This is a genomic window from Nocardia sp. GP40, from assembly GCF_050434125.1.
Taxonomy (GTDB): Bacteria; Actinomycetota; Actinomycetes; order Mycobacteriales; family Mycobacteriaceae; genus Nocardia; species Nocardia albiluteola.
In genome coordinates, this window is sequence record NZ_JBNPVW010000014.1 from 16844 (window position 1) to 40993 (window position 24150).

The 24150-nt window shown below is 69.4% G+C and carries 19 protein-coding genes; 7 read left to right on the plus strand and 12 right to left on the minus strand.

Translation table 11 applies throughout. The annotated features are described in order from the left end of the window. Positions 1-24: 24 nt before the first annotated feature. Positions 25-873, plus strand: a complete 849-nt coding sequence (locus tag ABH933_RS33945; RefSeq protein WP_429423806.1) for a GNAT family N-acetyltransferase — start codon at positions 25-27, stop codon at positions 871-873. A gap of 67 nt (positions 874-940) precedes the next feature. Here the strand turns inward: ABH933_RS33945 and ABH933_RS33950 are convergent, their stop codons facing one another. Then, positions 941-2260 (minus strand): lipase family protein, encoded by a 1320-nt coding sequence (locus ABH933_RS33950; protein ID WP_429424045.1) that lies wholly within the window; start codon positions 2258-2260, stop codon positions 941-943. A gap of 276 nt (positions 2261-2536) precedes the next feature. Between ABH933_RS33950 and ABH933_RS33955 the strand changes: the two genes are divergently transcribed. Further along, complete coding sequence (locus ABH933_RS33955) at positions 2537-3181, plus strand: cysteine hydrolase family protein (RefSeq protein WP_215916200.1); 645 nt, start codon at positions 2537-2539, stop codon at positions 3179-3181. Positions 3182-3211: 30 nt separating this feature from the next. Here ABH933_RS33955 and thpR read toward each other — a convergent pair whose 3' ends face one another. From thpR to ABH933_RS33980, 5 genes are all read right to left on the minus strand, one after another. Then, positions 3212-3787, minus strand: coding sequence for an RNA 2',3'-cyclic phosphodiesterase (thpR, locus tag ABH933_RS33960; RefSeq protein WP_429423807.1), 576 nt, complete (start codon positions 3785-3787; stop codon positions 3212-3214). Positions 3788-3896: 109 nt separating this feature from the next. Continuing rightward, positions 3897-6158, minus strand: a complete 2262-nt coding sequence (locus ABH933_RS33965) for an ATP-dependent DNA ligase (RefSeq protein WP_429423808.1) — start codon at positions 6156-6158, stop codon at positions 3897-3899. A 474-nt stretch (positions 6159-6632) separates the two neighbouring features. After that, positions 6633-7415 carry an antitoxin gene (locus ABH933_RS33970; protein WP_429423809.1) on the minus strand — a complete coding sequence of 261 codons (783 nt, stop codon included), beginning with the start codon at positions 7413-7415 and terminating at the stop codon, positions 6633-6635. A gap of 41 nt (positions 7416-7456) precedes the next feature. Further along, entirely contained in the window at positions 7457-8602 is a 1146-nt protein-coding gene (locus ABH933_RS33975) for an MBL fold metallo-hydrolase (protein WP_429424047.1), read from the minus strand. Positions 8603-8610: 8 nt separating this feature from the next. Continuing rightward, positions 8611-9336: an enoyl-CoA hydratase gene (locus ABH933_RS33980; RefSeq protein ID WP_429423810.1), complete on the minus strand. Its 726-nt coding sequence runs from the start codon at positions 9334-9336 to the stop codon at positions 8611-8613. Between the two features lie 159 nt (positions 9337-9495). Here ABH933_RS33980 and ABH933_RS33985 point away from each other — a divergent pair, with 159 nt between their 5' ends. Further along, positions 9496-10797, plus strand: coding sequence for an NAD(P)-binding protein (locus ABH933_RS33985; protein WP_429423811.1), 1302 nt, complete (start codon positions 9496-9498; stop codon positions 10795-10797). A 21-nt stretch (positions 10798-10818) separates the two neighbouring features. Here the strand turns inward: ABH933_RS33985 and ABH933_RS33990 are convergent, their stop codons facing one another. The 6 genes from ABH933_RS33990 to ABH933_RS34015 all read right to left on the minus strand — a co-directional run bounded on the left by ABH933_RS33990 (position 10819) and on the right by ABH933_RS34015 (position 19039). Further along, positions 10819-11676 carry an aldo/keto reductase gene (locus tag ABH933_RS33990; protein WP_429423812.1) on the minus strand — a complete coding sequence of 286 codons (858 nt, stop codon included), beginning with the start codon at positions 11674-11676 and terminating at the stop codon, positions 10819-10821. Between the two features lie 119 nt (positions 11677-11795). Continuing rightward, on the minus strand, positions 11796-13316 hold the full coding sequence (locus ABH933_RS33995; protein ID WP_429423813.1) for a carboxyl transferase domain-containing protein: 1521 nt from the start codon (positions 13314-13316) through the stop codon (positions 11796-11798). A 298-nt stretch (positions 13317-13614) separates the two neighbouring features. Continuing rightward, the gene (locus ABH933_RS34000; RefSeq protein WP_215916193.1) at positions 13615-14217 is read right to left on the minus strand and encodes a GTP-binding protein; all 603 of its coding nucleotides are present in this window, start codon (positions 14215-14217) and stop codon (positions 13615-13617) included. Further along, positions 14198-14572 (minus strand): DUF742 domain-containing protein, encoded by a 375-nt coding sequence (locus ABH933_RS34005; RefSeq protein ID WP_024800684.1) that lies wholly within the window; start codon positions 14570-14572, stop codon positions 14198-14200. The genes ABH933_RS34000 and ABH933_RS34005 overlap by 20 nt, the downstream gene beginning before the upstream one ends. A gap of 7 nt (positions 14573-14579) precedes the next feature. Next, positions 14580-14993, minus strand: a complete 414-nt coding sequence (locus ABH933_RS34010) for a roadblock/LC7 domain-containing protein (protein ID WP_011207200.1) — start codon at positions 14991-14993, stop codon at positions 14580-14582. Further along, on the minus strand, positions 14990-19039 hold the full coding sequence (locus ABH933_RS34015) for an ATP-binding protein (RefSeq protein WP_429423814.1): 4050 nt from the start codon (positions 19037-19039) through the stop codon (positions 14990-14992). The genes ABH933_RS34010 and ABH933_RS34015 overlap by 4 nt, the downstream gene beginning before the upstream one ends. A gap of 318 nt (positions 19040-19357) precedes the next feature. On the opposite strand from ABH933_RS34015, the gene ABH933_RS34020 reads away from it, so the two are divergent. The 4 genes from ABH933_RS34020 (at position 19358) to ABH933_RS34035 (ending at position 24134) form a co-directional block, all read left to right on the plus strand. Further along, positions 19358-21484, plus strand: a complete 2127-nt coding sequence (locus tag ABH933_RS34020) for an AMP-binding protein (protein WP_429423815.1) — start codon at positions 19358-19360, stop codon at positions 21482-21484. 63 nt (positions 21485-21547) lie between these two features. Next, complete coding sequence (locus ABH933_RS34025; protein WP_429423816.1) at positions 21548-21934, plus strand: hemophore-related protein; 387 nt, start codon at positions 21548-21550, stop codon at positions 21932-21934. A 113-nt stretch (positions 21935-22047) separates the two neighbouring features. Beyond that, entirely contained in the window at positions 22048-22755 is a 708-nt protein-coding gene (locus ABH933_RS34030) for a response regulator transcription factor (RefSeq protein ID WP_429423817.1), read from the plus strand. Beyond that, positions 22752-24134: a sensor histidine kinase gene (locus ABH933_RS34035; RefSeq protein WP_429423818.1), complete on the plus strand. Its 1383-nt coding sequence runs from the start codon at positions 22752-22754 to the stop codon at positions 24132-24134. Before ABH933_RS34030 ends, ABH933_RS34035 begins: the two co-directional genes overlap by 4 nt. Positions 24135-24150: the final 16 nt, after the last annotated feature.

The following is a 24150-nucleotide window of genomic DNA, read 5'->3' on the forward strand; positions in this document are numbered from 1 at the left end:
GCAGTTCTTCATTACTGTTGAAGGATGCCGGATGCCGCGTGTCCCGCCGAGTTGGTCATCGACCGTGCCACACAGGATGATTGGGCGACCATCGTCGCGTGGGCCGCGGACGAGGGGTGGAATCCGGGGCTGGGAGACGTCTCGGCATTCTTCGCCCAGGACCCCGACGGTTTCTTCCTCGGGCGTGTGGACGGGGAGCCCGCCACCGCCGTCTCGGTGGTCAACTACGGGCCCGAATTCGCCTTTCTGGGTTTCTATCTCGTGCGTCCGGACCTGCGTGGTCGCGGCCTGGGACTGGCCACCTGGCGGGCGGGGCTCGAGCACGCCGGTACCCGGGTCGTGGGACTCGACGGTGTCGTCGCCCAGCAGCACAACTATCGGCGCAGCGGCTTCGAACTCGCTTACCGCACCGCACGTTTCGCGGGTGTGCCGCGGCTGGCGCCGCCGGACGGCACCGTGCGCCCCCTGAGTCCCGCCGATATCCCGACCGTGCGGACCTACGACTCCTCGTGCATCCCGGCCGACCGTCCCGCCCTGCTCGGCGCCTGGCTGTCGGATCCGGCGCATCGCACCGTCGTCCGCGTTGTCGACGGCGCGCTCACCGGATTCGGAACCATCCGTCCCGCAAGGGATTCCCCGCGCATCGGCCCGCTGTTCGCCGACACCGCCGCGGACGCGCGCGAGCTGTTGTCCGCGCTGGCGGACGGGGCCGAGGTGGCCATCGACGTGCCGTTGTGCAACGAACCCGCCGTCGCCCTGGCGCACGAGGCGGGCCTGCAACCCAGTTTCGAAACCGCGCGCATGTACACCGGGCCGGTTCGAAACCATTATCAGGAAAAGGTTTTCGGTGTAACCACGCTCGAACTGGGCTGACGCGCCGCGTTCGCCGGCGCCACCACCGCCGGCCCGGAATTGATCAGTGCCGTGCCCGAGCGCCGGACTACCGAATCACGCACCCCGGCGGGACGGGCACACCCGCGAAGCGGTCCGACAGGTAGTTCATCCCGCCCAGGGCCTCGCCGATCGCGGCGCCGTTGTGCGTCGGGAACGGCGAGTGGACGGCCGTCAGGGTCGCGCCCTCCCCACAGTAACGCTGTACCACTGCGTCGAAGCCCGCCACGGGTATCACGTCGTCGGAGATGCTGTGGTACATGTACAGCGGGGTGTCCGGGGCCGTGCCGCCCAGCTCGTTCGTTGCCGCCGCGCCGAGAAAGGCGCTGCTGCCCAGGATGTTCGGGATCTTGGAGTAGTCGTCGACGTGGGCGTTGAGGTATGCGGGCACAAGATCCGAACCGCAGGCGGTTTCACTGGTCGCCAGGAGTTCCCAGCCGCGGTCGTTGAGCAGGCCGGGCAGGCCCGACTCGGGCTGGTTGCGCGTGAGGGCCAGCAGAATCAGCACGGCGAGCCCGGCCTGCGGCCCACCGTCCACCTTCCGCGCGATCGCCGGGATGTCGGCGGGCACGCCGCCGGTGCTGATGCCCGCGAACCGGACGTCCGGCGCGTAGCTCGGGCGCAGCTCAGCCGCCCACAGCGTCGCGAAGGCCCCGCCCGAATATCCCCATGCCCCAATGAGACTCGAGTCATCGACTCCGCTCGGGGCGAACGATCGGGCCGCGCGTACACCGTCCAGCACCGCGCGACCCGCACTGACACCGTCCAAGAAACGCGACTGCGGGCCCTCGTAGTCGCTGGCCACCACGCTCCAGCCGCGCAGCAGCGCCGCGGTCATGAAGGGCACGTCCAGCAGCGTGTTGATCACGCCCGGATCCCACCCGCCGGACAGCGCGAACGACGGTGCGCAGCGGGTGCCGAGGCTGTCCTCGGGCACCTGGTAGCTCAGCAGCGGCCGCGGGCCGTCCGGCCAGGACGTCTGCGGCACCAGCACCGTGGCGACATCCATAATCGGATGTCCGCCGGAATCGTTTGTGCGATACCGTAATTGCCATCCCGACACCGGCAGCGGCAGCCCGAGCACCGCGATCGGGCGGGTGCCGAGCACCGCGCCGTTCGGCTGGCTGTCCAGGTCCGCGGGCGCGGTATAGAACGAATCGTTGTCGGGGAGGGGCACGTCGGCGCGCCCGGGCGATATCGACATCACCAAGGTCAGCATCACGGCGGCGGCCACGACGAGTAGCGCCGCCCAGAACCGGCGCGGCACAGCCTTTTCCGCGAAATACCCGAAATCCATCGAGCCCTCCTGCGTCGCCGCGCGGCTACCGTGGGCACCGATCCGCGCCGGCACCACACCCTTCGGGGACATCACCGTATCTCCCAGAAATGCCCAGGTCAACGACCATTCAAGCGCGTATCGGCAATGTTTCGGGCGTGTCGGGCCGTACTAGGGCACGTGTCGGAAACTCGAGGACGGCGAGTCGGCGGCGATCACAGGGCCGTCGGGCGGGTGAAAATCGCCGGTAGTGTGGGGCGAGACCACTGCCGACCGAGGGGTCGGCGCACGGGCAGCAGACTACCGCGGAAACCGAACGCACGCCGGCGGCCCGGGAGTGGCGCTCACTATGAACACAGGGAGGGCACGATGCGAGAAGGCAATGGGCTCCAGATACCGGGCGGCCTGGCCGAGGTCTGCACGCCGGGGCGGATGGCCGTCATCGTCTACGACATGCAGGTGGGAGTGTTGTCGCAGCTCGAGGACAGCGCGGCGATCATCGAGCGCGTCGCGCGGGTGGTGCGGGCCGCGCGCCGCGGCGGATATCCGGTCATCTTCCTGCGGCACATGTTCCTGCCCCCGCGGCTGAGCGGCCTGTTCGCGATGCGCATGGCGATGGCCTGGCAGGGCGTCGACTCGGTCGACGAGCTGAAGCCGATCCTGCTGCGCGACACTCCGGGCTTCGAGCTGGTGCCGGAGCTGCGGCCCGGTCCGGACGAGATCGTCTTCGACAAGACGACCATGTCCGCCTTCGAGGGCACCCCGCTGGCGGCGACGCTGCGCGATCTGGGCATCGTCTCCTACGCCATCGCCGGGGTGGCGCTGGAGATCGGCGTCGCGCCCACCGTCTCGCATTCCACCGACCTCGGATTCGTGCCTGTCGTCATCGGCGACGCCTGCGGCGGGCGCGACAAGGCCGCCATGGACCGCGCGCTGGACGATTTCGCCTTCCAGGGGAACGCGATCGTCACCGATGTCGACACGATCGAGCCCCTGCTGGCCGGGGACGCCTGAGCGGAAATGGTTCATCGTGGCCCTGCGTCGCTACGCGGCGCTCCCGGATTTCCCCAGCGGGAAATATTCCAACGGTGTGTACGTCCGGCCGCGTTCGGTCTGCTCGCTGTTCAGCAAGACGATTCTGCCGACCGTCATCGGCCCTAGGTTCGACTTCGCGGATTCGTTCAGATGCGGTGTCCGAGATTTGATCAAGCGCCCAAGGGTGAAATGGGGTGAAAATGGCCGTCTTTCCGGGACCAAACCCGCACTCACGGCAACCTGTTCCAATGTCGAGGCGAGCTCGAACAGCTGCGGGCAGGGAGTAGTTTCGCCCACGATCGCATGCGGTCTACGTGGCGTGGGGAATGGCGCGATGCTGTGTACCCGTATGTGGAATGGTTCGATCCCGCCGGTTACGGTGCGCACACCCCCGGATATCCCCGGAATGTCCTCGGCCGCAACGTCGCCCAGGAACCTCAGGGTGAGGTGCAAATTAGCCGAGCGCACCCACCTGACGTGTGCCGCCCACGACTCTCGTTTGAGTTCACCGATCAGATGGGACAGGCCGCGGCGTAGTTCCGGATCGGGTTCGATGGCCAGGAATAATCGCAAAGCTTCCGGCATGGGCCACGTCACCTCGCTTTCCGAATACCGATCATGCTACAACGACGGGTATCGCGTATCACCCCGCTGTTTCCCGGGGAATAGCGTTCGGCAATTGGGGCGCAACCGATCAGTCGGTGGACGGTATCCACGCCGGGTGCCAGAGGCGCCCGGATTCGGTCCAGTTCATGTAGCGCACCGTCCCGGTGAGCTTCGGGGTGACCCAGAGAGCGTCCTTGCGCTCGTCCGGGGTGAGCTCGTTGTCGAACGGGCTGGTTTTGCGGCGCAGCCGGTACATCCGGGTCGACAGCTCCGCCATCTCCTGCTCGCTGAATCCGGTGCCGACCCGGCCCACGTAGTACAGCCGGTCCTCGTGATGCACCCCGACCAGCAGCGAGGCGAACTGCCGGGCGTCGCTGCGCCGCCAGCCGCCGATCAGCACCTGCTGGGTGCGCCAGTTGCGGGTCTTGATCCAGGACTGCCCGCGCCGCCCCGGCAGATAGATCGCATCCAGGCGCTTGGCGACCACGCCCTCCATGCCGTGCCGCTGGCTGTACTGCAGCGCCTCCGCGCCGGAACCGTCGAGCCGGGGCGGCACCACCAGCGCGGCCGAACGGCCCGCCAGCGCTTCCAGCACCCGGCGGCGGTCCGAATAACGTTTGCGGACAAGCGATGTGCCGTCCAGATACAGCACGTCGAAAGCGACGAAGACCGCGCGCGCCGCATCCGCCTGCAGCAGGCCGAGATTCGCGACGCCGTGATCGTCGAAGACCACCGCCTCGCCGTCGAGCACCGCGCGGTGCCCCGCCAGCTCGGCGCCCATCGCGGCGACGCGCGGATAGCGTCCGGTAACAACGTTTCCGGCGCGGCTGCGCAAAGTCACCGCGCCGCCGTCGATTTCGGCGATCAGCCGGAAGCCGTCCCATTTCGTCTCGAACGCCCACTCCCCCGCATCGAGAATCGTCACGTCCCCCGGGGTGGCCAGCATCGGCGTCAGGCCCCGCGGGAACTCCACCGGCCCCCGCTTGCCGTCCGGAATCGGTTGCGGCGCCGCCGGTTCCGCCTTCATCAGATGCATCAACCACTGGTTGCCGTTGGTCTGGATCAGGGCGTAGCGGCCGTCGAGCCGGGTGCCCCGCAGCCGCACGATCACCTCGTCGTCGCGCCATTTCTCGGTCTCGTAGGTACCCGTATCCCAGATGGTCATCTCCCCGGCGCCGTACTCGCCCGTGGGGATGGTGCCGTGGAAGTCCAGGTATTCCAGCGGGTGATCCTCGGTGTGCACGGCCAGCCGGTTCTCGCTGGTGGAGGTCGGCGGCCCCTTCGGCACCGCCCAGGAGACCAGCACGCCGTCGCGCTCGAGCCGCAGATCCCAGTGCGTGCGACGGGCGTGATGCTCCTGGACCACGAACCTGTCGCCCGGGCCCGGCTCCGGGGCCTGCGCCGGAACCGGTTCGGGGGTGCGCGCGGGATCGCGCATCGAACGGTAGGTGCTCAGTGCGTCGGCGCCCCCACCGCGAGGCGGCACCTGCGCGTCGAGGCCCGCGAGCGCATCGCCGTGCTCCCGCCAGCGGACCAGCGCCTCGTCGAAAGTCAAGTGCCGCAGGCGTTTGCGATCCTCGATTTCATCCCAGCGGCGCGGCGCGGCCACCGTGGGCCGGAGGCGCCCGCGCAGCGAATATGGCGCGATGGTGGTCTTGGACGGATTGTTCTGGCTCCAGTCCAGGAAGACCTTTCCGGGCCGGGCGCGCTTGGCCATGGTGGCCGTGACCAGATCCGGGTGCAGCCGCTCCAACCCCGTGGCGACCTGTTTGGCGATCGTGGACGCGCCGGACGCGCTGACCGTGCGATCCAGCGGAACGTAGACGTGAATCCCCTTGCTGCCGCTGGTCACCGGGTAGGCCTCCAGCCCGGCGTCGCGCACCGTATCGCGAATCCACACCGCCACCAGCGCACATTCGGCCAGCCCCGCGCCCGGCCCGGGATCCAGATCGAACACGAGCCGGGTGATCGGACCGCGCTCACCGCCTTGGAAAATCCATTGCGGCACATGGATTTCCAACGCCGCCTGCTGCCCGAGCCAGGCCATGCCCGCGACCGAATCGATCAGCGGATAGACCACCTCGCGGCCCGAATGCCGCTGCGCGGCTCGGTCCAGCCATTTCGGCGCGTGGGCGGCCAGATTCTTCTCGAAGAACGAGGGCTCCTCCACGCCGTTGGGCCAGCGCTTGCGAGTGACCGGGCGACCGGCGATATGCGGGAGCAGCGCGGGCGCAATTGCGGTGAAATAGGCGACGACCTCGCCCTTTGTGGTGCCGGTGGCCGGATACAGCACCTTGTCGAGGTTGCTCAATTCAACCTCGATACCCCCGAAATCCCGGCGGGCCACCATATCCGAAGTCTAGAACCAAGGACCGACAAATCCGGCGCGGCGCACGCCACACCAGCGCGTTCACCTTCCTCGGGTGTCCAGCAGCGACAAGCCCGCGACCGGCCGCCGACACATCGCGCCACCACAATCGGCGGGCGAGCGGGTGCCGGCGCCCTGAAAGACGAGGTAAGCGTCTCCCGCGACCGCACCCCTCGGCGACGATCCTCCTGCCACAACCCGACGACGGAACGAGCATCTCGCACCATCACAGCCGGCGAGTCGGTGCAATCTCGAACACAGATCGTCGGATTCGAGAGCGTGACCGGTCGTCCCGAGTGCCGAGCCCGAAGGGGGTGCGCAGCGACAACCTCACGCCCTCGCGGACGCTCGCAGCCGGTATCGGTCAAGCGACCCATCGGAATGGCGTCCGGCCCTGCGCACACCGACGGGCCGCTCGCTACCCGGGGAGATAGCGAACGGCCCGTCGGGGATGTATCAGTCCTTCGGCGTTTCGGCCGGAGCCGCATCGCCCGCGGCAGACTCCTCGGCCGCAGGTGCGGCCTCGGTCGCGGGTGCGGCCTCGGCCGCAGGCTCAGCAGCAGCGGCAGCGGGCTCAGCGGCAGCGGCAGCGGGTTCAGCGGCAGCGGGCTCGGCCGCGGGTTCAGCGGCGGCGGCCGATTCGGCAGCAGCCGGTTCGGCCGCAGTGGCAGCCGGTTCGGCGGCGGGCTCGGCCGCGGCCTCGGGCTCGGCCGCAGCCGGGGCCTGCTCCGGTTGCGCCGCAGCGGCATCGGTCGCGGACTTGGCGGCCTCCGCCGCAGCAGCCTCGGCCTGGGCCGCGATCACGGCCGCCGGGTTCGGAGTGCCCTTGGTAGCGAGGTCGCCCTCCTTCAGCAGTTCCTGCGCCGCCTTCGCGGCCGCCTCGGCCGCGGCGACGGCCGGAGACAGAGCCGCAGCGGCGGGATCGGCCGCCGCCTCCTCGGCGATCGGCTCGGCCTTGGCCTCGGCCGCCGGTTCGGTTGCGGCAGTGGCAGATTCGGCCTCAGGAGCCTGCTCGGCCGCGGCCTCGGGCTTCGCCTCGGACGCGCCCGCGGCCTGTTCCGGGATGGCGCTCTTGACTGCGGCGGCGCCCTTCTCGATCTGATCGGAGTACTTGCCACCGGTCTTCTCGTCGATGAATTCCCCGGCCTTGTCAACGGCGTGCTGGATCTTGTCGGCGTTCTCCGCCGCAACATCCTTGCCCTTTCCGAGCAAACCCTTGAGCGTATCCATCAAGCCCATCGGCCCTGACTCCTTCATAAATTGTTAATCAGCCGCGCTGGTCAGCCCACATCCTCCCACCAGCTCACCTGTGGCGCGACCGCATTGGCATCGATTCGCTGACCCGGCAACGGAACCGACACCGCGGTGCCCGCGGCGCGGGCCGCCGTAACCAACCGCCGCACCGGCTCCGACCAGCCGTGGAACGCCAAATTGAAGGTGGCCCAATGGATCGGGACGAGCAGGCCGTGCCCGGCACCACCGCACACATCCGCGTGCGCGCGCACCGCCTCCTCCGGATTCATGTGGATATCGGGCCAGTGCACGTCGTAGGCCCCAATGGGAAGCAGGGTCAGATCGAACGGCCCCAGGCTGGCGCCGATATCGGCGAATGCCTTGGTATATCCGGTATCTCCGCCGAAATACACGCGGTGCGCGGGACCGGCGATGGCCCACGAGGCCCACAGCGTCGTGTTGCGCACCAGCCCGCGCCCGGAGAAGTGACGAGCCTCGGTACAGGTGATGACCAGATCGCCGCCGTCACGTGAACCGCCGATATCGGACAGGGAAATCGAGGCGCCCCAATCCAATTCGATGATCCGCTGCTCGGGCACGTCCCAGGTGCGCAGGTGCGCGCCGATGCCGATCGGCACCACGAACGGCGCCTCCTGACCGGCGACGAGGGCCGCGACCGTCTCGCGGTCCAGATGGTCGTAGTGATCGTGCGAGATGACCACAGCATCCAGCGGCGGCAGCTCCGACAGCGCCACCGGCACCGGATGCAGCCGGGCCGGGCCGACCACCGCGGACGGCGAAACCCGTTCGCTCCACACCGGATCGGTGAGAATCCGGTAGCCGTCCACCTCGATCAGCGTCGAGGCGTGCCCGTACCAGGTCACCGCCAGCTCGGCGGCCTGCTCGGGCGCATCGGGCTCGGCCAGCGGGATCCGCCCCACCGGGCGCCCGACGCCGCGCCGGGTCAGGGCCGAAAACAGCAGCGACAGACCGGATCCCGAGACGAACTGGCTGCTCGGCTCGGAGTTGTGGAACTGCCGGTTGCGATAGCGCGCTGAGCGCATGGCGACCGGCGCGATGGCCGACACGGACGCGCCCATCGCGGTGGGGATCTCCCACACCGCCCGCGCGACCCAGCTCAGACCGACCAGGCCGGCGGCGCCCAGCGCGACGCGGCGGGCCAGCGTGGTCATCCCGCCCATCAACGCCCCTCGAACCTGGCCGGGCGCTTCTCCTGCCGCGCCGTGCGCGCCTCCTGCGCATCGGCGCTGCTCCAGGCGGCCTCGAGGGCCTTGCGCTGCTCGGGGGTGTCCTCGCCACGGGTGCCGTCCTCGTTGAACACCAATTTCAGGTGGCGCAGCGAGAGCGGGGCCAGCTCAGCGATCGACTTCGCCCACGCCTGCGCGTCGGCCAGCGTGCCGATCTTGTTGGCGTAGCCGAAAGCGTATGCGTCGGAGGCGGATACGGTTTCCGCGCCCAGCAGGATCGTGCGCGCGGGGCTGCCGCCGATCAGCGACGCCAGCCGCCGGACCGTCCAACGGTCCACGGAGATACCGAGTTTCGCGGCCGGGATCGCGATATAGGCGTCCGGGCTCATCACGCGCAGATCCGAGGCCAGCGTCAGCTGCACCCCGGCCCCCAGCGCGGGGCCGTTGATCGCGGCGATGACGGGCACCGGCACTGTCTCGATAGTGGCCAGCATGTCCTGCAGGGCGTCCAGGAAGGTCTGCGAGTACACACCCGAGAGGTCGGCGCCGGCGCTGAACGCGGTGCCCTGGCCGGTCAGGACGATGACGCGGGCGTCCTCGGCGGCTTCGACCACGGCCCGGCGCAGCTGCTCCACCAATTCCTCGTTCAGGGCGTTGCGACGCTCCGGACGTTGTAATTCGATGGTGACCACGTCACCATCGCGGCTCACTGCGAGCACAGGGGCCTCCCCAATTTCTGCGGTAGTGGATCGGTCTCATCAGGCACTGCGAATACCTTCACTGTATGCGGCCACCGGCGGCGGGGTCCTACCCGACGCACCCGGCCGGCCCGCGGCCACGGTCGGCGAGCATTCGGAGCTCCCACGTACTGTGACGGGGTGGTAGCACCTGATGTCGAAATCCTGGTGGTCGGCGCCGGACAGGCGGGACTGTCGGCCGGATATCATCTGCAGCGGCTCGGACTGCGGGCCGAACACGACTTTCTCATCGTCGATCACGCTCCCGGCCCGGGCGGGGCCTGGCAGTTCCGCTGGCCGTCGCTGACGCTGACCACCGTGAACCGGGTACACGATCTGCCCGGAATGTCGTTCGCCGAGGTGCTGCCGCCCGATTCGGCGCAGGCCCGGGCATCCACCGCGGTGCCGGAGTACTACGCGCGCTACGAGGAGCGCTTCGAGCTGCGGGTGCACCGCCCGAACTCGGTGCGGGTCGTCTGCGACCGCGCCACCCCGGCGACGTGCCCCACCGAAACCGTCGACGGGCTGCTGCACGCGGAGACCGTCCCGGACGCGACGATCACGGGCAACGGGCACGCGGGCCCGACGGACCGGCGCTCGGTACCGGCCGATCGCCCCGCAACGCCCGGCGATGGTCCCGGAGCCGACACCGCGACCGGCAACTCCACCCCAGCCGCGGACGGGTCGAGCGGGCCCGGCCGCGCGCCCGAGACAAAGCCCAACAGCGCCCTCGGCCGAACGCTGCGGGTGCGCGGGCTGATCAACGCCACCGGCACCTGGGAGAAGCCGTTCATCCCCTACTATCCCGGCGCGGAGACCTTCGCCGGGCGGCAGCTGCACGCGCACGACTATCGCACCGCGGACGAATTCGCGGGCAAGCACGTGGTCGTTGTCGGGGCCGGGATCTCCGCGGTGCAGCTGCTGGACGAGATCTCGCAGGTGACCACGACGACCTGGACCGCACGCACCGAACCCCGCTGGCGCGATGACGAATTCACCGCCGACATCGGGCGGGCGGCGGTGGCGATGGTCGAGGATCGGGTGCGGCGCGGGCTACCGCCCCGCTCGGTGGTGTCCGTGACCGGGCTGCCCGTGGACGCCCGCGTCCGCGCCGCCCGCGCCCGCGGCGTCCTGCAGTGGCACCCGATCTTCGCCCGCATCGAACCCGACGGCGTGCGTTGGGCGGACGGCACCCTCCAGCGCGCCGATGTCATCCTGTGGGCCACCGGATTCCGCAGTGCGCTGGACCATCTGGCGCCGCTGCGGCTGCGCGGCCCCGGCGGCGGCATCACGATGACCGGGCGCCTGGCCACCCAGGTCGCCGCCGATCCGCGCATTCACCTGCTCGGATACGGCCCCTCGGCCAGCACCATCGGCGCCAACCGGGCCGGGCGGGCCGCCGCGGTGGAACTTACGACTTATCTCGGTCTGCGCGAGAGCTGAAAGACCCGCGTCGGCGCGACGTCAGACGTCGAGACCGGCGGTGAATGTGGCAGGATCCGGACCCATTCGTTGCCCGGTGTCCAGGGCGGAAATAATCTGCATCTGGTCCGAGGACAGCTCGAAGGAGAAGACGTCGAAATTCTCCCGGATCCTGCTCGGCGTCACCGACTTCGGGATGACGATATTGCCGAGCTGCAGATGCCACCGAATGATCACCTGGGCCGGGGTGCGCCCGGTTTCAGTCGCGATCTGGGCGATCGTCGGATCCTTCAGCTCCGCGCCCTGCCCCAGCGGGCTCCACGCCTCCGTGGCGATGCCTCGCTCGGCGTGGAATGCGCGCAGCTCGGACTGGCCGAGACCGGGATGCAGCTCGATCTGGTTGACCGAGGGCGCCTCACCGGTCTCGGCGATGACTCGCTCCAGGTCGTCGCGGGTGAAATTGGAGACGCCGATCGAGTGGACACGGCCTTGCGACTTCAGCGATTGGAAGGCGCGGAAGGTATCCACGAAGCGGTCGGCGCGGGCCACCGGCCAGTGGATGAGGTACAGATCCAGGTAGTCCAGACCGAGGCGCTGCATGCTCGCGTCGAACGCCCGCAGCGTCGAATCGTAGCCCTGGTCGGGGTTCCACAGCTTGGTGGTGACGAAGACCTCGTCACGCGGCAGGGCGAACTCCTTCACCGCGCGGCCTACCTCGACCTCGTTGCCGTAGATCGCCGCGGTGTCGATGCTGCGGTACCCGGCCTCGAGCGCCGCCGTAACCGCGTCGAACGCCTCCTCCTCGGCGACCTGGAACACGCCGTAGCCGAGCTTGGGGATCACGGTCCCGTCGTTCAGGACGACCGATGGCACGGAGCTGGTCTCGCTGCGAAAGGTCACCCCACGACCGTAGAAGCGGTTGGCCGAGCCGTCAACGAACACCCCGACCGTGTGTCGGGGGCCCAGCTCCCACTCGAGTAGCCGGACCGATGATGACGGCGGGCCCGGCCTGTGCCGGGTCAAGACCTCAGACCCAGGCGGCGGTATCGCAGGTGACGCTGGGACCGCAGCGACTCCGGCGAGCGGCCCCCGAGGTCGGTCAGCTCCTCGGCGATCGCCCGCACCATGCGGTGGGCGAAGTCGGTCGGCTCGTCGGCGGCGTCGGGATACTCGGGCACAATTCGATCGACGACACCGTCGGCCAGCAGGTCGGCCGCGCGGATGCGCTGCGCGGCCGCCAGCGCGGGGGCGTGCGCGGTGTCGCGAAAGACTATGGCGCTGGCGCCTTCTGGTGGCAGCGGCGCGAGCCAGGCGTGCGTAGCGGCCAGCACCCGGTCGGCCGGCAGCAGCGCCAGCGCGCCGCCGCCGCTGCCCTGCCCGAGCAGCACAGAGACCGTCGGGGTATCCAGGGTGACCAGATCGGCCAGGCAGCGCGCGATTTCGGGGGCCAGCCCGCGCTCCTCGGCCTCGCGAGATAGCGCCGCACCGGCGGTGTCGATCACCAGCACCAGCGGCAGCGCCAGTTCCGCGGCCAGCTGCATGCTCCGCCGCGCCTCTCGCAAAGCGGCTGGGCCCATGGTGTTTTCGCCGTCCTGTCCGGCGCGGTCGTGACCGAACAGCACGCACGGGCGGCCGCGCAGGCGGGCCAGGGCGAGCAGCACGGTCCTATCGGACTCGCCCTGGCCGGTGCCGCTCAGCGGAACGCGGTCCGTCACATGACGTAAGAGCTCGCGGATGCCAGGGCGGTCCGGACGGCGCGAGATCAGCACGGCATCCCATGCGGATTCCTCAGTGCCCGAATCGCGCGCAGTCTCGGAATCGGCAGCGCGAGTAGGAGTTTCGATATCGAGACTCGAAACTTTCGATCCCGCAGCAGTTTCGACGACAGCCAGCACCCGATGTACGATCCGGCGAAACACCTTGACCGGCACCACGCCATCGATCACCCCACTGCGATACAGATTCTCCGCGGTCTGTACCCCGTCCGGGAACGGCCGCCCATACAGCGCCCGATACACCCGCGGCCCGAGGAACCCGATCAGCGCGCCCGGTTCGGCAAATGTCATGTGCCCCAACGACCCCCACGAGGCAAATACCCCGCCCATCGTGGGATCACGCAGATACACCAGATAGGGATGCCCGGCCGCCTTGTGCGCCGCCACGGCCCCGGCGACCTTGACCATCTGCACGAACGCGACGGTGCCCTCCTGCATCCGCGTTCCCCCGGAGGCCGGCGAGGCCACCAGCGGCAGCCCCAGCTCCGTCGCCCGCTCGACCGCCGTCACGATCCGCTCCGCCGCGGCCACCCCGATCGAGCCCGCGAGAAATCCGAATTCACAGGCGATCACGGCTATTCGCCGACCCCGCAGCATTCCCTCGCCGGTCAGCACGGCCTCGTCGGCGCCGGACCGCGCCCGGGCCTCCCGCAGTTCCGTGCGGTACCCGGGACTCGCGGAGACCTCGACCACCGGCCGATCCCAGCTCACGAACGAACCGGGATCGAGCAGTTCATCCAGAAGTTCGCGCGCGGAGATCTTCATCGCCCGAGCGTAACCGCCGCCGGGCCCTTCGCATTCCAGCGCGCAGCCCGGTCGGTCCGATGTGCTTTCGCCGCACCCGCACCCCGGAACTACCGCACACCGAAGGAGCAATCGGCCCCTGTCGGAGATACGAGCCGGTTCCAGTCTGGTGGAGCGAGCGCGTATCCCCGCGGAGACACCCTGCCGTGCGGGTCGCGGTGATGCGTACTACGCCGTAGCGCCGGAACACGCCGCGGAGTAATGCATTCGGCAACCCGCCGGGACCCACGGGGATGGTGATCCGGCGGGGCAGGTGAACTCAGTAACCCTGAACGACCTTGCGCAGCGCGTACTCGGTGACCGAGACCAGCGCCTGCTTCACCGGCTCGCGCCGGCGCGCGTCGATCGACATGATCGGCACATCCGCAGGGACCGCCAGCGCCTGCCGGATGTCCTCGGTCGGATACCGGGGCGCATCGTCGAACTCGTTGATGGCCACCAGGAAGGGTAGGCTCCGTGCCTCGAAGTAGTCGACGGCGGCGAAGCTGTCCTCCAACCGGCGGGTGTCGACCAGCACCACCGCGCCGATGGCGCCGCGGATCAGGTCGTCCCACATGAACCAGAAGCGGTACTGCCCAGGGGTACCGAACAGGTAGAGCACCAGATCATCGGCGAGGCTGATCCTGCCGAAATCCATGGCCACCGTGGTGGTGGCCTTCGTCGGCACGGCGGCCAGGCTGTCGACCCCGACACTGGCATTGGTCACCAAGGCCTCGGTGCGCAACGGAACGATCTCCGAAACTGCACCGACCAAGGTCGTTTTTCCGACACCGAAGCCACCCGCGACCACGATCTTCGCCGAGGTGGGCTTACTGGTGCGGGTATCGACCTGGGCCGTCGAATCATATACGCCGGAGTCCACTAAGAACCCTTTCGATCAGCTCGCGACGTTCATCGTCGCTCGAATCGTCTTTCAATGTCGCCGAAACCCGTACGTGTCCGGCCTCGATGAGGTCAGCGACGAGTACTCGGGCCACCCCGATCGGAATACCCAGCCTGGCGGCCAATTCAGCAACAGAAGGCGACTCTCTGCACAACTCGACGATTGACGTCTCGATATTGGTGAGTTCGAACTGCCGCTCGAGGGCGACCGGATGCGATGCGACGAGTGCCTCCAACGCCAACTCCACCGTCGGCCGCGTGCGACCGGCGGTGAGAGAGTAAGGGCGTACAAGGCTGGGCTCGGCACTTCCCATGCGCTGGTTGTCTATGTCCATCCCACCATCAGGAACCCATCGTGACGCGAGGTGTGGCCTGGACTGTCTGGCCCACTCGCTCGACCAACAACGCCATCTCGTATCCCACCTGGCCGATATCGCAGGACGTGTTCGTCAGCACGGCCAGGTAGGACCCGTCACCGACGGCCATCAGCAGTAGGTAGCCGTGTTCCATCTCGACTACCGACTGCAGAACGGTACCGCCTTCGAACAGGTTCGACACACCAACCGAGAGGCTGGCCAGTCCCGCCGTCACCGCGGACAACTGCTCGGCACGGTCCACGGGCAACTGAGCGCTCGCGGCCATCAATAGACCGTCCGCCGACACCAGCACGGCATGAGCAACGCCAGGCACCTCATTGGCGAAGTTCGAAACCAGCCAGTCCAGCTGACGGTTCGTGCCACCTAGATCGGGGTTCATCGGTCTCCTTTATCTCCGGTTAGGTTCATTGCCTTCATTGCGCGGCCATCCCGGACGCCCTGCTGGTGACGACTCAGACTTGACCTGATCGACTCCGGGTCACGGTTGCTCGATGCCCGATCACCCTTGCCGTTGACACCGCCGGGAACCAGCCGGTTGCCCGGATTGCGCTGCGGCAAGCCGGACGCGGTGCGTTGCTCCGCCTGCGACTCGACCGCCCGGCGGGCGGCCTCCCAGCCCTCGTCACCCGGTGATTCGAAGGAGGCGGCCATCGAGGACCGGTCCGCGTTCGGATCCGACAACCAGGCCGACATCATCTCAGCGAAGATCGGGCTGTCCGCCATCGACGACGGTGTGTCGTCCGCCGGCTGCAGCCGAGTCTGGAAGAACGCGGCCGTCTTCTGCGGGTTCGAGCGGAAGCTGTGGCGACCGCGCTCGCGGCCCTCGCCCGACTCGTCGGCACTGTCGGGGGCGTCCACGGGAGGACGGCTCAGACCGGGGGTCGGCAGCGGTCGCGGCGGCAATTCGGCGCCCGGCTGCCGCTGCGGCAGCCCGATCCCCGAGTCGCGCTGCGGCAGACCGGTTTCGGCGGCGTCCGACTGCGTCAGACGGGACGAACCCGTGTTCCGCTGCGGCAGGCCACCACCCAGCGCATCACGCCTCGGCAGGCCACCACCCAGCGCGTCACGCTTCGGCAGGCCGTTCCCGGCGTCGCGCCGGGGCAGGCCGTTGCCGGCATCACGCTGGGGCAGGCCACCGCTCAGCGCGTCGCGCTTCGGCAGTCCGTTACCCGAATCACGCTGCGGCAGACCGTTACCCGCGATGTCACCGCGCTGCGGCAGACCGCTGCCCGAATCACGCTGCGGCAATCCGTTACCGGCGCTGTCGCGCTGCGGCAAGCCCGAGTCACGCTGGGGCAGGCCGCCACTCAACGCGTCGCGCTGCGGCAGACCGTTACCCGAATCACGCTGCGGCAGACCATTACCCGCGGTGTCACCACGCTGCGGCAGACCGTCGGCGGCCGAATCCCGCTGCGGCAAACCACCGGCCCCGCGCTGCGGCAGACCGTTCGCGCCGGGCTGACGTCGCGGCAGCCCGTTGCCTCTCGAGTCACGCTGCGGCTGGCCACCACTCAACGGATCCCGCTGCGATAGACCGTGATCGGAATCCCGGGGCGGCAGACCGCCGGAGTCACGCTGCGGCAGACCACCACTCAGCGCATCGCGCTGCGGCAGGCCGTTCCCGGCGTCACGCTGGGGCAGGCCGTTGCCCGCGGTGTCACCGCGCTGCGGCAGACCGTTGGCCGCCGAATCACGCTGCGGCAGACCACCGGACCCACGCTGCGGCAGCCCGTTCGCACCGGACTCCCGCTGCGGCGGCACCGCGTCCTGCGGCGGCCGCGCGGCGGCCGGACGCTCCGGCTGACCGCCGGGGCCCGCGGGACCACCACGCCGCGGCAGACCCGCGGCGCCCAGGCCACGCCGGGGCAGCCCACCGGCACCGGGCTCGCGCGGCGGCGGGCCGCCCGCACCCGGTTCACGCGGGGGCAGCCCCTCGCTCCGCGAACGCTGCGGCAGACCGCCGGTGTTGCCCGGCCGCGGCGGCTGACCGGCCGCGCCCGGCTGACGCTTGAGCATGCTGGCCGCGAGGTTCGCCTGCGGCTGCACGAGGCCACCGGAGGAACGCTGCGGCAGATTCGCGCCCGGCTGGGAGGCCGGCGCCTGCGGGCCGTTCGCACCGGGTTCGCGCTGTGGCAACCCGCCCGAGCCGCTCTCCGCGAGGCCGTGGCGCACGGTGGGCCCGTTCGTGCCCGGCTGACGCTGGGGCAGGCCGCCGGGGACCGCGGTGCCCGGCTGGCGCTGCGGCAGGCCGCCCGGACCGGACTGGCGCTGCGGCGGGACCGCATCCCTTATACCCGCACCACCACGGCTCAGCCCGATGACGCCGTTGGCCGCGACATCGTCCACGGGGGCGTCGACAAGCGCGGCGCGTTCGTCCGCATCTGCTGAGATCGGCGCGCTCAGACCGGGATCGACGGTCACCATCATGTTGCCGCCGGCGGTGCGGGTCACCGCGCGCGTCTGCATCGCCGAGGCGAGGCTGGGCTGCTGCACCGGAATCGGCTGCGACGTGCTGGACTGCGCCGGCACCGACACGGTGCCGCCGACCGGCGCCACGATGATCGGCTTGGGCAGGTGCACCGCCACGGTCACGCCGGGATCCCGGGCCGTGTCGAAGGTGGACCGCAGCCGCACAGTGAGGCCGTGCCGCTCGGCCAGTCGGCCGACCACGAACAGGCCCATGTGGCGCGCGGTGTCGGGGCCGACCTCGGCGGAGGTCTCGAGGCGCCGGTTGATATCGGCCATCTCGGCCGGGGGCATACCGATACCGCGGTCCGCGACCTCGACCAGCAGGCCCTGATCGTGGGCCTGGGCAAAGGTGAACTTGACGTCGGTCTCGGGCGGCGAGGCTCGCAGCGCGTTGTCCAGGAGCTCGGCGAACAGGTGCGCGAGGTCCGAGGCCGCCGGTTCGGTGATGGCGCCGCGCGGGGTGGCGCCCAGCTTCACCCGTTCGTAGTCCTCCACCTCGGAGATGGCCGCGCGCAGCACGTCGGCGATCTCGACCGGCGCGGACTTGCCGCGCCGCTGCCGGGTACCGGCCAAAATCAGCAGGTTGTCGCCATTGCGGCGCATACGAGCGGCAAGGTGGTCGAGCCGGAAGAGGTTTTCCAGCAGGCGCGGGTCCTTCTCGTCGTACTCCATCGCCTCGATGAGCGAGAGCTGATGGTCGACGAGGGACTTCGAGCGGCGTGCCAGGGTCTCGAACATGTCGTTGACCTGGGAACGCATCGAGGCCTGGTCGGCGGCCAAGCGCAGCGCCTGGCCGTGGATGTCGTCGACGGCGCGGGCGAGCTGGCCGACCTCCTCCTCGCTGTGCACCGGCATCGGCTCGAGCGGTACGTCCTCGGGGCTGGCGCCATCGCGCAGGCGCGCCACCTCGTGACCGAGGTCGTGCTCGGCGACGCGCAGGGCGGCCAGGCGCAGCTTGCGCAGCGGCACGATCATCGACCGCGCGATGACGACCGCGAGCAACAGCGCCGCCATGATGGTGACGATGACGATCGCGGCATAGCGGATCGCGCCGGTGCGGGCGTTGTCGGCGAGGGTGTTGACCCGGCTGATGATGTCGTTACTCGCCTTGTTCACGACAGTCTGATAGTTGTTCAGGCTGTCCAGCACCGACTGCCGCAGGTCCTGGATCGGGATCTGCCCCGCGGCCACCTGCGGACCGCTGGCGAGCTGGATCCGGTTGTTCACCCACTGGGACAGCTGGGCGATGATCGGATCGCCGTCCGGGAAGCGGTGCGCCAGAATGCCCAGCATCTGCCGCTCGGTGCTGGCCGCGACCAGGAATGCCTGCACTCCGCCCTTGGTGTCCCCGCGCAGCGCCTGGGCCATGCCCGCAGCCTCGGAGACCATCACCGCGCGGGTATTCAGCGAGTCGACCAACCGCAGCTTGGCCGCCTCGACGCCCTGGTCGGCGACCGTCGAGGTGATCGCCTCGGTGGTCTTGACGCTGGCCTGCCGGATCGCCTCCTCCTGGTCGATGGAGGCCTGCACGGTGGCCGAGGGGGTGTTGCCGCCCGCTCGCACGGCCTTGGCCCCGTTGATCATGCCGTCGATGGCCGCCCGGCCGCCAGGCACCCCGTCCAGCTTCGAGGCCGCCTTCTGGGCGGCGGTCAGCGCGTTGTCCAGCTGGGTGAGGTCGGCGTCCTGCACCATCGACTGGGTCGGACTCAACTCGACCATCTGCTCGCTGGACACCACCGCCGACGCGGCACTCAGGCCGGTGACGGCCGGAATCGCCTGGACCTCGGTGGCCGCGGCATCGAGCTGGCTCGAATCACTGAACTGCGCCGCGATCCTGGACGCCCCGAGCACCACGGAGACGAGGAGGGGGACGGCAAGGACCGCCGTAACCTTCCAGCGCAGGTCCCAGTTGCTAAGCGCCCAACGCTTGTTGCCGGACCTAGCGGCGTCACGCATCTCCACTCACTTTCCAAACTGGCCCCAGCCATGCGCCATCAGCGAGCCTCCACGATCGCATGGCTGAGCTCGTCTGGCACAGCGGGCCGAGAACTGCGGTAGGCCGTGAAATTGCGACCTTGACGGCCGAAACATGTGACATGCGATTCTAACGGATCAATAACTTCTTGTGTGACCTCTTGGCAACCTCCGCCCACTGACCTGCCTGTTCCAGACAAAATCAAAGGTCGCGGCGTCCGCCCGGACGTCGCGTGAAGTCTGCCACAATCAGGCTGATCTATCGAGGCGGGCATCGAGGCGCAGCAGGGAGTCACACGGTTGAACGCGAAGCAGGAGTACCGGCCTACCTACCAGACGAGCCTGGTCGACCCGTCGGACTTCTGGGGCGCGGCCGCAGAGGCCATCAGCTGGGATGTTCCACCCACTCAGGTCCTCGACGGGGCCGCCCGGCCGGTGGCCCGCTGGTTCCCGGACGCTCGCTTGAACACCTCCTACAACGCACTTGATCGACATGTGCGCGATATCACACCGAAAGGGCCCTCTACGGCGAATGTCTCGAGCCGTGATCACTTCGATACGGACTCGGAACCCTCGCGCGCTTTCGCGGGTGATGCGGCCGGGGGTCGCGCCGATCAGCCCGCCCTAATATATGACTCCGCTATGACGGGCGCCACACTTGTCTACACCTACGCGGAACTACTGGCGGAGGTCGCGACGTTTGCCGGTGCGATGCTGCGGCTGGGGGTGCGCACCGGGGACCGGGTCGTCATCTATATGCCGATGATCCCCGAGGCCGTCATCGCGATGCTGGCCTGCGCCCGCATCGGCGCGGTCCACTCGGTGGTGTTCGGCGGATTCGCCGCACATGAGCTGGCCGCCCGCATCGACGATGCCGAACCCGTCCTGATCGTCACGGCCTCGGGCGGTCTGGAGCCGGGCCGGCGCATCGAATATCCGCCGATCGTGCTGGACGCGCTCGATCTGGCCGATACGGTCGCGCCGCGACACGTGGTGGTCAAGCAGCGGTCCGGATTCCCGGCACTGCGCTTCGCCGCCCCGCAGGCCGCGACGGATCATCTGCCCGGATCGGCGGACAGCGTCGCGGCGCAGTGGCTGGACTGGGAAGACATGGTGCTCGACGCGGAACCGGCCGATCCGGTGCCGGTCGCGGCCACCGATCCCCTCTATATCCTCTACACCTCCGGTACCACCGGACGGCCCAAGGGCGTGGTGCGCGACAACGGCGGCCACGCCGTCGCGCTGGCCTGGTCGATGCGCTACATCTACGACATGGCCCCCGGTCAGGTGATGCTCACGACCTCCGATATCGGCTGGGTGGTCGGGCACTCGTACATCGTCTACGCGCCGCTGCTGATCGGCGCGACGACCGTGCTGTACGAGGGCAAGCCGATCGGCACCCCGGACGCCGGGGCCTACTGGCGGCTGGTCGAGCAGTATCGGGTGCATGTGATGTTCACCGCACCCACAGCGCTGCGCGCCATCCGGCGCGCCGATCCCGAGGCCGCCACCGCCCACCGTCACGACCTGTCGACCCTGCGCGCGCTCTTCTGCGCGGGCGAGCGGCTGGATCCGGCCACCCTGGAGTGGGCCCGCGACGTGCTGCTGGCGGACCACCCGGACTGCCCGGTGGTCGACCACTGGTGGCAGACCGAGACCGGGTGGCCGATCTGCGCGGATCCGCTGGGCCTGCAGGAACTTCCGATCAAGACCGGTTCGGCCTCGCTGCCGGTGCCCGGCTACCGGCTGCGGGTGCTGGACTACGAGGGTGACGCGGTCGCCCCGGGCACCGAGGGCAACATCGTCATCGGGCTGCCGCTGCCGCCCGGCACGCTGACCGGGCTGTGGGGCGACGACGAGCGGTTCGTCCGCTCATACCTCTCGGCCTTCCCGGGCCACTTCCTGACCGGCGACTCCGGCTACTTCGACGAGGACGGCTACCTGTACGTGCTCGGCCGCAGCGACGACGTGATCAACATGGCCGGGCACCGTCTCTCGGCGGGCGGTATCGAGGCCGCCGTCGCCGGCCATCCCGCGGTGGCCGAGTGCGCGGTCATCGGCGTCCCCGACGAACTCAAGGGGCAGCTGCCGATCGCCTACGTGGTGCTCAAGACCGACTCCGCGGGCGAGACCGTCGCGATCCCCTTCGAGCAACTGCGGGCCGAGCTGATCGAGCGGGTGCGCGGGCAGATCGGCGCCATTGCCACCCTGCACGACGTGGTCGTCGTGCAGGCGCTGCCCAAGACCCGCTCGGGCAAGATCCTGCGCAAGACCATGCGGCAGATCATGGCCGGGGATGCCTGGGAGATGCCCGCCACGATCGAGGATCCGGCGGTGCTGGTCGCGATCGCCGATCAGATCATCGTCGGTGAGCATCCCGACCACGCGCCCGCCGACTCCCGAGCCCACAACGGCCCCTCCTCATAATCTTCATAATCTTCTCAGGATCGGTTCACAGCGGTCCCAGATCCGGCGCATAGATTCGAGACCATGACCACCCTGCGTTCCCGCCTCGCCGGTACCGTCGCCGCCGCAGGCGGCCTGGCGGTTGCCGCCGCCCTGCTCTTCCCCGGTGTCGCCGCCGCCGACCCCACCGATCTCATGGCGCCGCTGCTGAACTCGACCTGCAGTTTCGATCAGGTCGACCGCGCGCTGCACGCCAAGGACCCCCAGCTGGCCCAGATGCTGGACGCCAACCCGAGCCAGAAGGCGATGCTGAAGCAGCAGTTCGACCGGCCGCCCGCCCAGCGCAAGGCCGAGGTGCAGCAGTACCTCGCCCAGCATCCCGAGGCCAAGCAGCAGGCCCAGAACTCCCCGCAGGCCGGCAGCATGCAGCAAACTATCCAGGCCGTCGCGGACTCCTGCCACAACTACTGAGCCGCCGCTGTGTCGTTCCCACCCGCCACCACGACGGGTGGGAATGACGACCGATCGGCACGCCTGGAGCGCCAACGCTCCGGCTGGACGGCTTCGCTGTGCAGAATGAAGTCGTGACGAGCGAGCGTGGCACTATTCCGACCGTCCTGCTGGTCGACGACGACGAGGATCTGCTGGCGTCGGTCGAGCGCGGGCTGCGGCTGTCCGGGTTCCGGGTGGTGATCGCCCGCGACGGGGCCGACGCGCTGCGCTGCGTGACCGAACAGTCCCCGGATGCGCTCGTACTGGACATGAATATGCCGGTGCTCGACGGTGCCGGCGTCGTCACGGCGCTGCGGGCGATGGGCAACGAGGTACCGATCTGCGTGCTGTCCGCGCGCAATTCGGTCGACGACCGGATCGCCGGGTTGGAATCGGGGGCCGACGACTATCTGGTGAAGCCGTTCGTGCTGGCCGAGCTGGTCGCCAGGATCCGGGCGCTGTTGCGCCGCACCGACACCGCGGCCCCGGCACTGCCGGGCGCGATCGCGGTGGGCCCCTTGGAGATCGACGAGGCCGGCTATCGCGCGCTGCTGAACGGCCGCGAAATCGAGCTCACCAAGCGGGAATTCGAACTTCTCTCGACGCTGGCCCGTAATGCCGGGGTGGTACTGAGCCGAGAACGACTACTGGAACTGGTGTGGGGCTACGACTTCGCCGCCGACACCAACGTCGTCGATGTCTTCGTCGGCTATCTGCGGCGCAAGCTCGAGGCCGACGGCACCCCGCGCATGCTGCACACCATCCGCGGCGTCGGCTTCGTGCTGCGGACCCCCAGATGAGACAGCGCCTATCCACCCCGCCGGCTCCGCAAGCTCCGCCGGCTCGCCGTCCCCGTCGCCGCTCGTTCTCCCTGCGCACCCGGGTCGCCGCGGCGGCGGCGCTGGGCGCGATCATCCTCACGGTGCTGCTGGGCTGGCTGTCCGTGCTCGCGATCAACCGCAACAACCTGGCCCAGGCCGACCAAGAGCTGACCGTCGCCTCGCGGATCGTGCTGATGCAGCCGGTGATCGCGGTCGGTGTGCTGTCGCTGGTCAACGCGAACCGGGATCTGGCGATCACCATCCGGGAGAGCAACGGCGCGCTGAACGCCTCGACCACGGTCCAGCTGCCGCAGCTGGATCCGGGCTCGCACACCGTCACCCTCGACGACACGCCCTATCGGGTGCTGACCACGACCGTGAACCAGCCGCAGGGCCGGGTGGTGTCGATGGGCATTCCGCTCACCGACTCCTATCACGCGACCAGCGAACAGCGGCGCTGGGTGCTGTCCGCCGCAGCGCTGGCGATGGTCGCCGCGGCCGGGCTGGGCTGGGTGTTCGGCGGCCGGGCGGTGCGCCCGATCGTGGACCTGACCCGGCAGGTCGGCGAGCACAGCGGCACCGGCGAGTCGGAGGCGCCGGTGGACGGCTCGGGGGTGCGCGAGGCCGAGCAGCTCGCCGAGGCGGTGAACTCGCTGCTGGAACGGGTGCGCAAGGCCCAGGCCGAGACGGCCGCGGCGCTCGACACCGCCCGCGATTTCGCCGCGGTCTCCGCCCACGAGCTGCGCACCCCGCTGACCGCCATGCGCACCGACATCGAGGTGTTGCGCACCCTGGACCTGGACGCGAACCAGCGCGCGGAGATCCTGGCCGACCTGCAGCGCAGCGAGAGCCGGGTGGAGGCGACGCTGGCCGCGCTGGAGCGCCTGGCCGCGGGCGAGCTCACCAACGAGGGCGATCACGTCGAGACCGACATCGCCGACCTGGTCGACCAGTCCGCCCATGACGCGATGCGGCACTTCCCGGCGCTGACCGTGCGCATCGATACCGACGCGGAGCTGATCACCCGCGGTTTGCCGACGGGGCTCCGGCTGGCCGTGGACAACGCGCTGACCAATTCGTTCAAGCACGGCGGGGCGACCCAGGCGCGGGTGTCGGCGCATCGCGGCGCCGACCGCACGATCGTGATCGCGGTCGACGACAACGGCCGCGGCATTCCCGCCGCCGAGCGCGAGATGGTGTTCGAGCGCTTCATCCGCGGCAGCGAGGCCACCAAGAGCGGCTCGGGACTGGGCCTGGCGCTGGTCGCCCAGCAGGCCCAACTGCACGGCGGGCGAGCCTATTTCGAGGACAGCGAGCTGGGCGGGGTGCGGCTGGTCCTGGAGCTGCCGCCGCGATAGTCGCGTCGAGGGGCCG

Coding starts and splice junctions, on each gene's coding strand:
- ABH933_RS33995 (WP_429423813.1), bottom strand. CDS start 13,316: ATGAAGATCTCCGCGCGCGAACTTCTGGATGAACTGCTCGATCCCGGT.
- ABH933_RS33975 (WP_429424047.1), bottom strand. CDS start 8,602: ATGACCACGCTGGCCCGCCGCGTCGCGCTGGGCGCCGCCGGCCTGGTC.
- ABH933_RS33970 (WP_429423809.1), bottom strand. CDS start 7,415: ATGGGCTTGATGGATACGCTCAAGGGTTTGCTCGGAAAGGGCAAGGAT.
- ABH933_RS33955 (WP_215916200.1), top strand. CDS start 2,537: ATGCGAGAAGGCAATGGGCTCCAGATACCGGGCGGCCTGGCCGAGGTC.
- ABH933_RS34035 (WP_429423818.1), top strand. CDS start 22,752: ATGAGACAGCGCCTATCCACCCCGCCGGCTCCGCAAGCTCCGCCGGCT.
- ABH933_RS34005 (WP_024800684.1), bottom strand. CDS start 14,572: ATGGACATAGACAACCAGCGCATGGGAAGTGCCGAGCCCAGCCTTGTA.
- ABH933_RS33965 (WP_429423808.1), bottom strand. CDS start 6,158: ATGGTGGCCCGCCGGGATTTCGGGGGTATCGAGGTTGAATTGAGCAAC.
- ABH933_RS33945 (WP_429423806.1), top strand. CDS start 25: ATGCCGGATGCCGCGTGTCCCGCCGAGTTGGTCATCGACCGTGCCACA.
- ABH933_RS34010 (WP_011207200.1), bottom strand. CDS start 14,993: ATGAACCCCGATCTAGGTGGCACGAACCGTCAGCTGGACTGGCTGGTT.
- thpR (WP_429423807.1), bottom strand. CDS start 3,787: ATGCCGGAAGCTTTGCGATTATTCCTGGCCATCGAACCCGATCCGGAA.
- ABH933_RS34015 (WP_429423814.1), bottom strand. CDS start 19,039: ATGCGTGACGCCGCTAGGTCCGGCAACAAGCGTTGGGCGCTTAGCAAC.
- ABH933_RS33950 (WP_429424045.1), bottom strand. CDS start 2,260: ATGTCCCCGAAGGGTGTGGTGCCGGCGCGGATCGGTGCCCACGGTAGC.
- ABH933_RS34025 (WP_429423816.1), top strand. CDS start 21,548: ATGACCACCCTGCGTTCCCGCCTCGCCGGTACCGTCGCCGCCGCAGGC.